Origin of the sequence: Sphingobium sp. PAMC28499 (assembly GCF_004795815.1) — a bacterium.
Taxonomy (GTDB): domain Bacteria; phylum Pseudomonadota; class Alphaproteobacteria; order Sphingomonadales; family Sphingomonadaceae; genus Sphingobium; species Sphingobium yanoikuyae.
In genome coordinates, this window is record NZ_CP039248.1 from 3,415,304 (window position 1) to 3,430,117 (window position 14,814).

The following is a 14,814-nucleotide window of genomic DNA, read 5'->3' on the forward strand; positions in this document are numbered from 1 at the left end:
GCTGTTGAATGGCATAAATCGCCGACATAGCGGTCTTTCTGTAAGATAGTGTTGAACCCCCAAAGCTGTCGGCTATTCATATGGCCAAAGTTTCAACTTAAATTGCCATCTAGCGTTGCCAGCTAGCTATCAAGCGGGGAACACGTGTGACGTACTTGGACGGACTGACCATCGCCGCGAACTGGGCGACATTCTCACTGCTGTGATTGCAACAATGGCGTTTGGGCGCTTTCTACGCGGGCAAAATGATAGACGGAAAGCGCTTGAGACGTATCTGCGGGAAGAGAAGCTGAGAGATCGCGATGAGGGCAGGCGAAGCGTCATCCACCTCATGGCGAACTTGGCGATGACTGAAGCTGAGATCCTTGCGGCAGCATTTCAGAGCAAACTCATCACGGCCATCCCTGGAATTGATGGAAACGGAAAGGCTAGTAGATTGCTCTTCGAATATGAGGGCGATGACATTCCGGCACCTCGAAAATTCTAGCCACCTGAGTGCGGGTTCGCCAACATAGCGGCCGTTCGGCGGTCGATTGCTACACCCTGCTAGCGGTCATCGGTTTATCGAAGCGCTGGGCCAATATCCGCCGTAAACTGTAGGAAGCATAGGCGGCGATCGCGTTGAGGCGGATGAGCGAGATCGGAGTCATCGCAGGTCAATCGGCCCAGGGCAGCACGGTCGTCTTCAGAAAGTCCTGGCGCTGCTCGATTAGGTCGGCGGACAAGGCCGCGAGGGGATCGACCACATCGGCGAGGAAGCTTTCTAAGGCCTGCTGCCGCACGAACGTCACCATGAATGATCCTGACAGTTTGCCGGATTTGAGCTCGCGCTGGAACGAGACGTGGTCGACACCGACCGGGGAGGGCTGATCGGCCGTGGCATCGATGAGGAACAGATCGCCCGAGGTCACGACTAGCGGGAAAAATAGCCAAGTGTAGCGCCACTCGTCCGGGCGCGAAGCCTTCGGCACCTCCTTGCGCCGCGCATTTAGCGCCTTTGCCATCGGATAGAAGATTGCATCGTAGAGGCCGCCATGATTGGCGTGCCAGCCACTGCCCTTGCGGTCGATCCGGCAGAACTGCACCGCCTTCCAGGGGCGAACGTGCGCTTTGAACACTTGATCGAAGCCGAGATGGTGGAAGGCTTTGACCTGCCGGGTCATGCCTTTGCCGGGCCCGAGATCTTTCTTCATCTCGTAGCGGTAGGGAAATAGGAACTCCTCGGGGGAATGGTGGCGGTCCGATGGGTTCTTGGGCCGGGCGATGAACACGAAGGGGTTCGCGCTGTTCTTGCACTCGACCAGGAGCTCGACATAGGCGGAAAGCTTGGCCGCCTCGTCGAAGGAGGTGCGCTTCACTGCGACGACGTCGATTTCGCGCGACTTGCTCTCGTCAGGGTCCTCGAAGGCGACATTGGTGCGCACGTGGAATCCGCGCTGCTCGAGCCGGGTCGCCACCTCCTGCTCCATGAGATAGCCGGACTCGTTGATCGCAGCCATGATTTCGTCGTTGCTTGGTCCCGCGGCCATGCCATCCCTTTGCCCTAATCGCCCGCGCTCGGCGGCAAGGCATCGTTCTGCCATGAGATCGCGCCCGCGTCATTCATCGATCGCACCGCTAATCACCATTGTCATAGCCGGCTCCAGCCGCCAACCGATCGGACATAATAGTGCGCAATTCGGCTTGTCGGAAGCGCTCGACCGTTCAGCATGCAATTCGGGCCAAAACTCAGGTTAGCCTGGGCCGCCTCCTCGCAGTCTGGTTCCAGGCGCAGCGCGCGCCCTCCTTGATCCCACAAGTAGCCTAAAAACTAATTTGCGATTGCGTCAGGATCGGGCGTCATGATCGGCCACGGCTTACCTGACGCAAGATCGGGGTGACGCGGTTCTGACATCGGAACGCCGCGTTCATCTCGGATGAGGTCAATAGCGGTCAGGCATCGCGCGGCGGCATCCGCAGAGCCGCCATCGACCGTCCGCGCGAGCAGCGCTTGCCGCAATTCGGCGGCGGGAACAGGCACGACGTTGTATGTATTGCTCCAGTTCTCGACGGGGACGTGTTTGGTGACAACGGCTTCAATCGTGCGCCAATTCAGCATGGGCCGCTTCTGTTTGCTCTCGATATCAACCAAGAGCAGTATCCCCTCGTCATCGGGATTCTCGGAGACGGCCCTTGCAAGTAGCATGAGGGCGGGGGAAGACGCGCCATCTTTCAGCAAGTCATAAACCTGTCTGCGCACTTCCGGGAACTTCTCGATCAGTGCGCCGATTTCGCGTGACGACCGCCAGTCATCGCCCGATTTGGGGTTAAACACGCCATTCGCTGTCAGTTCAATGAGACGGTGTGCGGATGACATTGTACCCCGTTTGAGTACCGCCGCTCGCCATTGATGATTCTTGTAAAATCGCGAGTCTTGTTCGGCAAGATCGAACATGGTTTCTTCCGCGCCCGACGAGGGCGTTACGGCGAATGCGTCAATCATTCCCTCCAGAAAGCGCGGCTCCCGTTGCGCATCCGGCATGCTGCGCACAACGTCGAGCGTCGCAGCGGGTTGATTAGTGAAAGGCAACAATCTCAGCCAGTCGCGCAGCTCATAGGCGTTGCTATCCATGAGTATCCATGGTTCTTTTTTTGCCGCCTCAAAAGTTTCGGCGATGCCCTCGGTAACGAGCTTGCTGTCGATTTCCGCGCCGGAGAGAGCCAAATTGAACAGCAATTTGGAACGCGCGCGCCGGGGTGTCAGAGAGATTAACTTCTCAATGGTGGCTTCGCGCTGGCCGTGTGGCAAACGTACAGCAACGATACCAAGTTCGGCCGCGAGCCGCATCTGGTCGACTGTTGCGCCATCCGTGACAAGCGTTTCGATCACAGAGAAAATGGCTTCCGCCGCGTCCGAGGTCGCGGCGGGATCGGCGGCGCGCGCCGCGCGCTTTTCCGCCACGCCGCTGAAATCCGGCCCGCCAAAGAAGCGATTATCTGGCGGCGGCTCGTTTGCGGCTCTCCAATGCTCCGCGAGCACACAGGCTGCGAGTTCGCCAAAGTTCGGATCGGCGAGATATTCACACATTAGCGCAGCCGTTTCCGACGATTTTATTGCCATGAACGCACGCATATATTCGTGCGTCATGGGCCAACTCGCTTCGTCCCGCGCCTTGCCTTGCCGCCAGCCTTCGGCAGCGGCTTCTTCCCGGACCGCACGATAGCGGCGCAGATTTTCATCCAGCATCCGTTTCAAGAGGGGAAGCAAGCCTACATCGGGCGCGCGGCGCGCAAGCGTAGCGATGCTCGCAATATTTCGCCGCTCCGCGTCGCCGGACGCCAAAAGGCGGTTGCCCCAGTCTTCAATGAGCGCACGGATAGCAGCAAGGCTTTCCGCATTGAAAGGACGTCCCCGGTCAATCTCATCGGGATGACGTGACAGCAATTCGGCTAATCGCTCTATCTGCGCATTGTCGGCCTCTCCAGAACGTGCCTGCGCGGCTGCGACCAGGCTAGCGCCCGGCACGTGCGCAATACGCGATTGGATGCAATGATACCGGTCGGCGGCCTTCTTGTCATATTTGCCATCCGCATCGCGCAGCCGCGTCGCCGCATCGAACAGCGCATCGATCATGCTCCCCACAGATTCAGGACCGAGAACTGAGGCAGCGGCTTCCGCCTGGTCATCCAGCCGTGCGGTTTCCGCCAGCGCGCGCCGCAGCAGATCATCGTTTTCAAGCCCGAAACCAGCGCCGGCGAGAATATCATCCGCCCCATGGAATAGATTGCGGCCCGCGCGCACCCGCACCAACAAGCCCTCGGCCACGGCCTGCGGATACCGGTTCCACGCCTCAAAAATGAGCCGCACCGCTGCATCCTGCCTGTCCCTAATCTCCATATCGCTGATAATGGTGGCGAGTTCGGCGCTCCGGTCCTGGGTATCATTGGTGAAAATGATCGGGTGCAGCCGGTCATAAGTTGACATGCCGCTTTCTTTGTACCGCTTGCGCGCAGCGATAATTCCCTGCTGGACAGCCTCATCGTTCACTTCGTCAACAAGGCTTTTTTGCGCTATCAAGTCGAAGGTTGCGCCTTTTGCGCCTTGCAGCAGTTCGGCGATGTGGCGGTCGGCGCGGCGGAATGAGAGCGCGTCAACGACGGAAGCCTGCACCTCCGGATCGGGATCGTCCTTCGCAACCGCTGTTGCGAGGTCGAGACCGTCCATGCCGCTGTGAAACGCCATTTCATGCAGGAGAACCGCGCGCGCCTGCGGCGGCAAAGCCTTGATGCGCTTTGCCGCATCTGGCCCCAGCAAGGACGGCCGAAAGCGCCTGCAATTGCGGAGCGCCCTGAGGCTTACCTGATCTTTTTCATTCGTAATGAGCGGCCAGATCCTATCAAGGAATTCCGGACGCCCCGAATTCATCATGAAGCGAAAGGCGCGGTCGCATTTGCCGGGTGTGTGCCAATGGCCGATACGTTCCTGGATTGTCACCGCGATGGAGGCCCAGACTTCATCCGTCGCGCGGTATATCATTTCGGCGCTGAGGATCGGATCGACCTCGAAGGCGGCGAGGATCGCCTTTCCACAGGCAGCCTTCTCGGATTCTGTTCCCCGCGCCATGCGTTCGACCGCAAAGAGGATAGATTCCTCCCATGCCGGAAGATTGAAGATTTCCGCTTTCAGCGCTTCGCGACCCTTGGGATCATCCACTTCGCTGATGATCCGGCGCCCGACCGTGTGCGACGCATACCATTCCTGCAACTGCTGGTGCTGGAATGAAACGCCGGGTGTATCACCGGCCCGCATAAGCACATGGCTGTTGACCAGCACGTCCAGCACGTCACCGGGGTCAGGTTGAGAATTCAACGTCAACTGCCCGTTCTGGATTAGCAGTGTTCCCGTTTCCGAGATCGACCATCGCGCATTGTTGTCCGCAATGGCGGTATTCGCGTTTCGCGAGGCGAAGACGGCAAGGCCATTGAGAAAATCTTCCTGAAAGCCTTTCGCCACGGCATGCAGCGCCTCGGCGTGGCTCGCCTCCTTTTCGTGTACGGCCACGAAGTGCCTCAATATTTCCTCTTTCGTGGTCGGAAACGGCACGTTCTCGGGAAGCGAAAGCAAGGCCGACAGGTAAAGCGGTATCGTGACAAGCTCGCGCACGCCCGATGTGCGCCAAGCCTGATCCACGATCTTAGCCCCCGCATCGCCGCGCAGGGCGACGGCGATCTGCATTTGCTGTTCCTCGCTGAGCGGCAAGAGATCGACGCGCGTTCCAGCGAACGGCACGTCAAGCGCTTGCCTGCGCGTCGAGACGATGAGCCCGAGTTCCGGCAACTCGGCTTTGAGAGTCTCGACCTGCACGCGCGCGCGCTTACGTGCTTCCGCGTCCAGTTCGTTCCAGCCATCCAGCAACACTACGATGCCGGGCTGGCTTGCCGCGACGCGGAAATCATCTTCCGAAATGCCCATGAAAGCCGGACGTTTAAGGATTGAGCCGAGAACCGTTGCGTCTTCCGTCGCCCAATCACCGAGCGGCACGATGAGTGGCGTGCCGCCGCCGTCCGTGAGCATGGCTTCGGCGATCTGGAAAAGCGTCGTCGTTTTCCCCATGCCGGGCGGTGCGACGAGAATTAAATCATCCAATGACACAATAGCGCGTGCAACTGCATTTGTCGTTGCAGGTTCGCCAAGCCCGTCCACTTCGAGCCTGAGCGGAACCGGCGCGGAGGGCCATTTCGCTGTGTTCCTGAACACCGCAAGAGCGGCTTCGGCGGCATTGCGAAGCCGCACATGCAAATCGTCATTGGGTTGCGGCGCGGATGGAGGCGCTTCATTTCGCAGGACGCGCCGCCAGGATTCCTTTTGTGCCAGTTCTTTCCACTCGCGCAGACGCTCGACGGTAAATTCCTTCACGTCTGAGTCAATGGCCTTGCCGTGATCGCGGCACATCCAAATCCCGTTTTCCGCAGAGGAGCGCTCTGCGGGCGTCATTCTCTCGTCATAGCGTGGGCCGCCGGGCGATGCCGCGCAGATATGGGCTGCCGTGCCGATATTGATTTCACCGTCGCCGTTCGCCGTCGCGCCGACCGTCAGCGTGCGGCACGACGGAAACGAACAAAGCCAGCCCGCGCGTTTCGCGATCTGGGTCACTGTCTTCTGTGAGAAATCGTCTCTATTTCTTGCCAATGCCGATACTCAAATATCTTCACTTATAAATAGTGTGTGGACCGGATATAGCACTCCGGGGCGCATGATAAACAACCTGACTATTGTGGTTTTTCACATATTGTTACGGCTTATCCTTTGGCGATCCGCGCCCTAGTCAGGCCATGCACGAGGGTGATCAGTTCTTGCATGTGTTGGTCGCCTTCCGCCGTAGACCATGGCGCAGCCATTTCGCCGTGCATGACCGAGTTGCGGAGCTTTTGCCATGTGCCGACATGCGCCGCATCGATTTTTCCGGCCTTGGCCATATCGCGCAGGAACGCCAGAACGCTGCGCTGCTTCACAAGGCCGAGGTTGGACAGCATCCGCCCGCGAAGCGCGTCATCACTGTCCCAGGCGCGGAGGTGCTTTTCCATTGCCGCCAAGGCATCATCGGAAAACTCCGACCGCTTGTCGCGCTCGCTCATGAGCGACTTTGCCAATGCCTCGACCGTACTAGCCAGCGTAAGTAGGATGCTCCAGCGGGAGCCGCGCTGCGCTTGCCAGAGTTCTTCATAAAGTCGCGTCACTTCGTGACTTTGCATGTCCATATCGTCTCCCGCCGCCACCATCGACAGGATGTCAGCGTAGAGCTGCCAGAACCGCTCGTCATGCGCGCGGTCGAGCCCCACAGGCTGCATCAGGCCGAAGGGCGACGGCGACACCTGCCGTGGCGCGGGCAGCAGGGTCACGAAAGCCGAACCGTCACCAAAGTTTCGGGCGGTGAGCCGGGGATAAATGACCGCGCCCATCAGGATGCGCAGCGGTTCCGACAGCCAGCGCTCCACATCGGGGTGACGGAGTTGATCGCTTGTATCGGCGGTCAGCCATAGCCCATCCCCTGACAGATCATTGGCAAACACCACCTGTGTGCCGAGCACGTCAATCACCTGTCGTCCCGGTCCCCGGCTTCCGCCAATCTCTTCCTCGCCCAGCTTTGTAGTGGTCGCCATCCATTCGTTCATCGGGAGGTAAAATGGCGGCAGGAACAGCAGTTCCACGCTACTGTTCTGCGCCACCCAGGGGCCGGTGACTTTCGTGCTCAGCCCCTGCAGTTCTCCGGCGAGCGGCCAGCCGTGCTTGTGATCTGTAAAGAAATTGACGGCAGTAAAGCCACCCGCCCATTCATTGCCTTCATAGTCGGTTGCAAAGAGGCGGAACTGCTCCAGGGCGTCATAGGGGTTGTCACGCGCCGAGATCATCTTGCGCCAGGCGGCACCGCCATCCGTGGCGCTGCCGTACATCGAGAAGCGGATGCTCGAGGAACCGTCGGTTTCAATTCGGCCAGGGCCGGAGAAAACGGTTCCCTCAAAATCCCTGCCGACCAGTCGCATGTCACTGCAATCCAGCGTGCAGGCATTACAAAAGAGTCGTTTCCAATGTGAAAGCGTTTGCATCATCACTGCCCCCAACGAATTCGCTACGCACCCGACTAAGATGGATTTTCGGCCACCTGAATGAAGGTCCGCTTACCTCAATCGTCGACCTAAACCAGACTTTCCGGATCGTCCAACAAAGCGGACATGCTGACCGGCCGGAGCGCGGCAATTGGACGTCCGCTGCTTGGGAGCGAAATTTAGCCGTTGAGCGGCAAGGAAGGGTCGACTTTGTTGGGCGGCTGCTGGGCTTTATTTGGCTTCATCCGGCCAAGCGCTGAACTTCTAGCTCGTGCCGAGACCGATCTCTCCTATGTAAAACAGACGCATCCTCAATGAAAATCGTGGCTTCGAATTTGGACCAGCTCGTCATCGCGTGTGCCTGAAGTTCCGTATGCTGGTGCCCCCAGCGTTCGCCCGCGCGGGAAATCAGGATCACGCGGATCAGGCCCACCGCCATGACTGGTCCCATCACCCCGCCCCGGAGCCACTGCGAAATTAACTCGCCCGATCGATCGCAGCATTTCGTCATGATCGGTGATCCGGTCGCAAATAATATGGATAACCTCGCCTTCCTTCTGCAGTCGCCCACGCATCGTGATCATAGACGCCGACATGACCTGTCGCCGATATATCTCGAACCGATCGGGCCAGAGAATGCCATTGGCTACGCCCGTTTCGTCCTCGATCGTGACGAACAGCACCCCCTTGGCTGAGCCGGGACGCTGGCGAACAAGAATGACCCCCGCCACCTCGATATTGCGCCCATCGCGGATTGACCGAAGGTCCCCGCAGCGTACGACTCTCATCGCGTCAAGCTGCGGCCGAAGAAAGCTGACCGGATGACCGCGCAGGGAAAGCTGAAGAGAGCGATAATCCTCCACCACCTCGCGCCCGTCGGTCATCGGCGCAAGCGCCACCTGCGGCTCCAGGCCTTCCGAAGAGAATTTCCCCTCGCGGGCGTCAACTGCTGCGAACAGCGGTAGCGGCGCCTCCCCCAGCCCTTTCACCTTCCAAAGTCCCTGCCGGCGATCTTGCGCAATACAGGCAAAGGCATCGGCTTCGGCCAGCCGCTCGATCGCCGCGCGCGGTACACCCGCGCGCCGCCAGACTTCCTCAATGCACTCAAAGGGCGCCGGCCCGCGCGCACCGGCAATCGCAGCGCCATGGACGTTCGCCAGTCCCCTCACCTGCCGGAAGCCAAGACGGACGGCTCGATATCGCCCTTTCGCAGGTTCGAGCGTGCAATCCCAGTGACTGTGATTGATGGAAACCGGCCGCACCTCAACGCCATGATTTCTAGCGTCGCGCACGATCTGGGCGGGCGCATAGAAGCCCATAGGTTGGGCATTCAACAACGCCGTGCAAAACACATCGGGATGATGATGCTTCATCCAACAGCTGGCATAGGCGATCTTCGCAAAGCTCGCCGCATGGCTCTCCGGAAAGCCGTAGGAGCCGAACCCCTCAATCTGCTTGAACGTCCGTTCGGCAAAATCCTTCGGATAACCGCGAGAGATCATTCCATTCACCAGCTTGTCGTAAAAATGGCTGACCCCGCCGGTCAGCTTGAACGTCGCCATGGCGCGGCGTAGCTGATCCGCCTCAGCCGGCGAGAAACCAGCACCGACGATAGCGACCTTCATCGCCTGCTCCTGGAACAACGGCACACCGAGCGTCTTCTCCAGCACGGCGCGCAGTTCGGGTTTGGGATATTCCGGCTTCTCCTTGCCCTCGCGGCGCCGGAGATAGGGATGCACCATATCGCCTTGGATCGGCCCAGGCCGCACGATCGCGACCTCAATCACGAGATCATAGAATTTGGCAGGCTTGATCCGCGGCAACATCGACATCTGCGCGCGGCTCTCGATCTGAAAGACGCCCAGCGTGTCGGCCTTCTGGATCATGGCGTAGACGCCCGGATCATCGTCCTGAAGATCGGCCATGCCGACCCTGATACCCTTATGTTCCGCCAGCAAGTTGAACGCCCGGTTCATGCAACCCAGCATGCCGAGGCCCAGCACGTCGACCTTCATGAACTTCAGGGCATCAATGTCATCTTTATCCCATTCGATAATCTGGCGGTCTTCCATCCGCGCCGGCTCGATCGGCACCAGATCGTCGAGCCTGTCCTGGGTCAGCACGAAACCGCCGGGATGTTGGGAGAGGTGGCGCGGGGTGCCGATCAGCTGCCGTGACAATTCCAGGGTGAGCTTGAGACGGTGATCGTCGGCATTGAGGTTGACACTCGCAATCTGCTCATCGGTGATCCCGTCCATGGACCAGCCCCAGACCAAGCCGGTGAGCATCTTGGTGAGATCGCGCGGTAGCCCCAAAGCCTTGCCCACCTCCGCCACCGCGCCGCGCGTGCGATAGCGGGTCACCACCGCGGTCAGCGCCGACCGGGTGCGGCCGTAAGTTTCGTAAATCCACTGGATGATTTCCTCGCGCCGCTCATGCTCGAAGTCGACGTCGATATCAGGCGGCTCCTTGCGTTCACCCGACACGAACCGCTCGAAAAGCAGCTCATGCTGGATCGGGTCTATCGAGGTGATGCCGAGCATATAGCAAACGCAGCTGTTCGCGGCCGACCCCCGTCCCTGGCACAGGATGCCACGGCGCCGACTTTCCTGAACGATCGAGTGAACCGTCAAAAAATAGGGCGCGTAATTGAGCTGGTCGATCAATCGCAGCTCATGAGCGATCTGCTGCCGGTAAGCTTTTGGCAGGCCGTCAGGGAACATCCGGCGCGCCGCTTCCAGCGTCAGCGCGGCCAGTGCTTCCTGCGCCGTGCGCCCCTCCATGACCTGCTCATAGGGATATTGATATTGGATTTCGCCAAGATCGAACCGGCACTGCTCGGCGATATCTGCACTCGCGTCGATCGCGTCGGGAAAGGCCGAAAACCGCCGCTCCATCTCCTCGGGCGATTTCAGGTTCCGATCCATGTAGCGCTCGCGCTTAAAGCCAAGGCCATCGATCGACGTCCGCTCGCGGATTGCGGTCATGATGTCCTGAAGAGGCCTTGATTCCGGCGAATGATAAAGAATGTCGCCTGTCGCCACCGCGCGCACTCCGACCTTCCGCGCCATCGCGTCCAGCTCATACAGGCGCGTCGCATCGTCCGGCCGCCTTCGTAGCGACAGCGCGAGATATCCCCGCGGGCCGAACAAGTCGCGCAGCTCCATGAGATTGGTCAGCGTTTCATTGTCAGCCAGGTCCGGCACCAGGATCGCGATCAGTCCCTCAGCATGATGGGCCAAGTCGGCCCAATCAAGGAGGCAGCGCCCCTTCCCTCCTCGCGCCTTTCCAACCGAAAGGAGCCGGGTCAGTCGAGACCAGGCGGGTCGATCGGTCGGATAGAGCAGCAGTGCCTTGCCATCGGAAAGATCGACGCGCGCGCCGGCGATCATCCGCACGCTCGTCGCCTTCTGTGCGTCCCAGCCTCGCACGACGCCAGCGACGCTTCCCCAGTCAACAAGCCCGAGCGCCTTATGACCAAGCAGCGCCGCCGCCGAGAAAAGCTGCTCAGGCGAGGAGGCTCCTCGCAGGAAGGAAAAGTGGCTCGTCACCTGCAGTTCGACATAACGAGCCATCAGCCGAACATGCCGTGCATATACCAACTCAGATCACCGGTCGGCGCGTCCACGCCATCGCCGCGGCGAAAGATCCAGAAGCGCTCGCCGCCGGCCGCTTCAACCCGGAAATAGTCTCGCACCGCCCACATCTCGCGGGCGCTGCGCCACCACTCACCATGGATGCGCTCCGGGCCGTCGCCTGTAACGACCCTGTAATCGGTGCCGCGCCATGTGAAGCGTCGCGGTGGATGATCGGGAAGCAGAGCGACGACATGCGAGAGGAGTTCGGGCCGTTTCAACATCCGCACCGGCCTCTTCCAGCGCGGCCAGCTTGTTGGCGTAGCCAGTGGCCCGATACGCCGGACGGCGCGCTCGGGCACGTCACTCTCATGGGCCGTCAGACGGAATGGCGCATCGGGTTCGATCCGTCCGGCAAGCTGGTCAACGAGAGGAGCAATGTCGAGGGGCCGTCCGCCTGCCTCCAAAACGGCTTCCAGGGTCTGGGCTTTGAGTTCCTCAAGCCGTGGTGCCGTGAGCGACATAACCTCGATCCCAAGGCCCGGATCGATCTTCTCGATCCGCATGGCCAGCATCCGCTTCAAATGGCTGCCATCGCGCGTGGCCCGCGCCGTACCAATCGCGACCCGCTGCTCGGTGCCATCGACGACAAGGCAGGTAAGAACCGCTGCGCGCAATCCCGCACCCCGCTCCTGCAACAGGATCACCAGGTCCTCCACCAGATCGCCGATCACCTGATTGATCGCCTCTGCTGTGCCAATGGGTTCCAGCAAGCGTCGCTCAACATGCGGCGCCTCAAACGCCACGACCGGCACGATCGGCTCAGCGACCATGCCGCGCGCCTGGTCGAGCCGCCTCACCGTTGCGAGCCCCAGCCGACGCGCGAGTGGCCCGCGCGGCATGGGATAGAGATCGGATATGCGCTCCAGGCCAAACCGCGCCGCCGATAGCAGCGCATTGGGTTCCAGACGAAGAGCGCTTAGCGGCAGGTCCGCGATGGCCTGTGTTTCCGTGCCCGACGGCAGAAGCGTGACGGCATCGCCGCTGTATCGCGCCATCGCATGCGCAGCGCCTGGCGTGCCGGCAATGGCAATGCTGCCCGTGAAGCCGAGGCGTTCGAGAAAGCGCAGCAGACGGCGACAGAAGCGTTCTTCGCCGCCGAAAAGATGGGTGGTGCCGGTAAGATCGAGCCATAGGCCATCTTCCCCCGAAATGCTGGCAGTCGGGGTCCAATGACCAAGAGCATGCAGCGCCAACCGATCGAGCCAGGCGCGATCAGCTTCCGGCTCGGCATCCCGCACCTCAAGATCACTCACCAAGGCACGAGCGTGCGCTGCGGCCATGCCGGGCCGCAAGCCCAGTTCAAGCGCTGAGGGACAGGCAGCCATGAGCACTTCACGCTGCCCAACGCGCTCGATCAGGACGGTCGGCTGTCCCCAAAGCCCGGCCCATGTGAGCTTGACACCGTTGGCGGTACCCGCATTTCCAGATCTCTGCCCCGCCTCGTCAACAGACAAGGCCCTGAACGGATGCTCGGCCGACTCGCTGCGTCGCCCCATCTCCCGCATGGTAGGTCGCTGGTGGATCGGTAACGCAGCAATGTCGGCGTCGCGGGGACGTACCCCAAGCGCTCCGTCACGCGCCCAGCGTGCGCCCGGCCGCCAGCCACTACCACGCGGGACCGAACAGGCGCCCGGATTGTCGTCGATCGGCGGGGCGAAGCGCGGGGCGATCAACGGTGCAGCAGGCTCAGGCCGCCTGATTGACCGCTCCAACTGCCGGAGCCGCTCGATTGGCAGCTGCGGCAGGTAGAGCGAGGCGACCCGTATCATCGCACGCATCCAGTTCGATCGAAAAAGGGTTGCCGTTCCGTTGGCGAACCAACTCCACAGACCAGCGCGAGCGCCCGACCCCGGCATGCGGCAGACGCCCGGATGGAACAGAGCCGATCCGCCAGCGCGTCATCGCCGATGACAAGCCACTAAGCGGGCAGCGCTCACGGGCGCGATGGTGACGATAGAGCAGCATCGGCGTCTGGCCATCGGATGCAGCCAGCTGAAGACGCCGGGTGGCAGTCTGGTCGGCTTGTCTGACCTCCGCGATAACGCATGCGAGCGAACCATCGCGCAAGGCATCCTCCGCCATAGCAAGCACGGCGCTATCCTTCTGACCTTGAGCATAGAAGACCTGATCAGGGCGAAGCCCTACCTGCTCCAGTCCCGGCGCATAGAGGTCGAAGCGCGTGAGTGCCCAGAACACGGAAAAACCGGGCTGGTCAGCGAAACGAGCTGCTATGCCCGCCGCAAAAAGTGTCGCCGCAGCGTCGTCACTCAATGTGGCGGACGCCGCCGCGATCTCATGAAGACCGCCCCCGGCCAGCCCATGATCGGCAAGGCGTTCGTCCAGCGTACGGATGCCAAATGCAAGCGATGGTCCACGCGCCGCGCGGGCATACGCCAGCTCTGCGCGAATAGCAGCAAGGTGATCGGCACGCGACCGATCAGGGAGGGAAGACAGGTTAGACGTGGGAACATGACGACTCAAATGTTCCCTTTATGTTCCTACCGCTCTGCAGATTCGTCAAGCGCGATGATCAACGCTCTGGCGCAAAGACCCCTAGCCACCGCTAACCCCTTAAGATTTGGAGCGTCATGGCATCCCGAATGCCAGCAAACCAGCGATCGAGCGCGGCGCTGAAAAGCGGCGAAGGAGCGGCTGCCTCAAAAAGCGTGAGTGACGACCGCAGTTTCATCGCATCGATGCTTCCCATGACCGCAACGGGATCATGCTGTGCAAGTGCCTGGAGTGCCTCCACGCATTCGATATAGCGATGGCCGAGCACATCATGTTTCAGATAGGCTCGCGCCTCTTCAATCGAGACGATGCCGTAATGATGCGCTGTCGGGCTCAACCCCAAGCCCCGCAGCTGTGGAAATATGAACCACATCCAATGCGATCGCTTCGCTCCGGCACGCAGCTCTGACAATGCCGTCTCATAGCAATTCGCTTGCGCCTCAACGAAGCGCTCCAGAGTGGCGTCGCTTGTCATCAGAGCAACGCCCCCTGAGCGGGCGGCCCACCATAGACCTGCGTGACCGGCAGGCTTCCCTTGGGCGACCAACGCAGCACCTCCTTGGCTGGAACGTTCGGATCCAGCCAGTCAGCCCATTGGTCACGGGCAAGCGGAATGATCTGTCGATGATGATAAGGAGCGACGTCCGGGCCGGCATCCATGGTGAGCATGGTAAAGGCCTCCCCCAAGGGACTTTCCCGCCAAATGCCCGCAATGCAGAACCAGTCATGATCCGCCATGGTGAAGAGCCATTTGTCGAGCCGCTTTTGCTTGGGATCGGTCGGGTCGGTAAATTCGTAGAATCCGTCGGCCAGGATGAGGCAGCGGTTCGAGATAAACTCGCGGCCCTCTGTCCGGAAATTATAGACCGGCCTGCCATTATGAGCGGGCCAGCTCCAGCGTCGGTTCACCAACTCACCGACACCGCGCTCTCCCTCGACGCTTCGGACGATCGGCGCCATGTCGGTCATCTTGATATCTTCGCGCGCCGGCACGTTCGGCGTTCCCTCCGGCATCTTGATCTTGATCTTCAACCCATCGAAATCCTCCGCGATCGATGCGATGTCGATCAGCAGGCGATAG

The 14,814-nt window shown here is 60.6% G+C and carries 8 protein-coding genes; all 8 read right to left on the bottom strand.

What is annotated here, in order from left to right:
• Nucleotides 1-656: 656 nt before the first annotated feature.
• Nucleotides 657-1,529, bottom strand: coding sequence for an NERD domain-containing protein (locus tag E5554_RS16355; RefSeq protein ID WP_168708729.1), 873 nt, complete (start codon nt 1,527-1,529; stop codon nt 657-659).
• A 281-nt stretch (nt 1,530-1,810) separates the two neighbouring features.
• Complete coding sequence (locus E5554_RS16360) at nt 1,811-6,133, bottom strand: hypothetical protein (RefSeq protein WP_210729759.1); 4,323 nt, start codon at nt 6,131-6,133, stop codon at nt 1,811-1,813.
• 146 nt (nt 6,134-6,279) lie between these two features.
• On the bottom strand, nt 6,280-7,587 hold the full coding sequence (locus E5554_RS16365; RefSeq protein WP_247594289.1) for a hypothetical protein: 1,308 nt from the start codon (nt 7,585-7,587) through the stop codon (nt 6,280-6,282).
• Between the two features lie 308 nt (nt 7,588-7,895).
• The gene (locus tag E5554_RS16370; protein WP_136187465.1) at nt 7,896-11,159 is read right to left on the bottom strand and encodes an error-prone DNA polymerase; all 3,264 of its coding nucleotides are present in this window, start codon (nt 11,157-11,159) and stop codon (nt 7,896-7,898) included.
• Complete coding sequence (locus E5554_RS16375; protein WP_080993594.1) at nt 11,159-12,991, bottom strand: DUF6504 family protein; 1,833 nt, start codon at nt 12,989-12,991, stop codon at nt 11,159-11,161. The genes E5554_RS16370 and E5554_RS16375 overlap by 1 nt, the downstream gene beginning before the upstream one ends.
• Nucleotides 12,909-13,703 (bottom strand): protein ImuA, encoded by a 795-nt coding sequence (locus E5554_RS16380; RefSeq protein WP_210729760.1) that lies wholly within the window; start codon nt 13,701-13,703, stop codon nt 12,909-12,911. Before E5554_RS16380 ends, E5554_RS16375 begins: the two co-directional genes overlap by 83 nt.
• Nucleotides 13,704-13,785: 82 nt before the next feature.
• Nucleotides 13,786-14,208, bottom strand: a complete 423-nt coding sequence (locus E5554_RS16385; RefSeq protein WP_037520652.1) for a DUF1810 domain-containing protein — start codon at nt 14,206-14,208, stop codon at nt 13,786-13,788.
• The gene (locus E5554_RS16390; RefSeq protein WP_234415583.1) at nt 14,208-14,765 is read right to left on the bottom strand and encodes an SOS response-associated peptidase; all 558 of its coding nucleotides are present in this window, start codon (nt 14,763-14,765) and stop codon (nt 14,208-14,210) included. Before E5554_RS16390 ends, E5554_RS16385 begins: the two co-directional genes overlap by 1 nt.
• Nucleotides 14,766-14,814 lie beyond the last annotated feature (49 nt).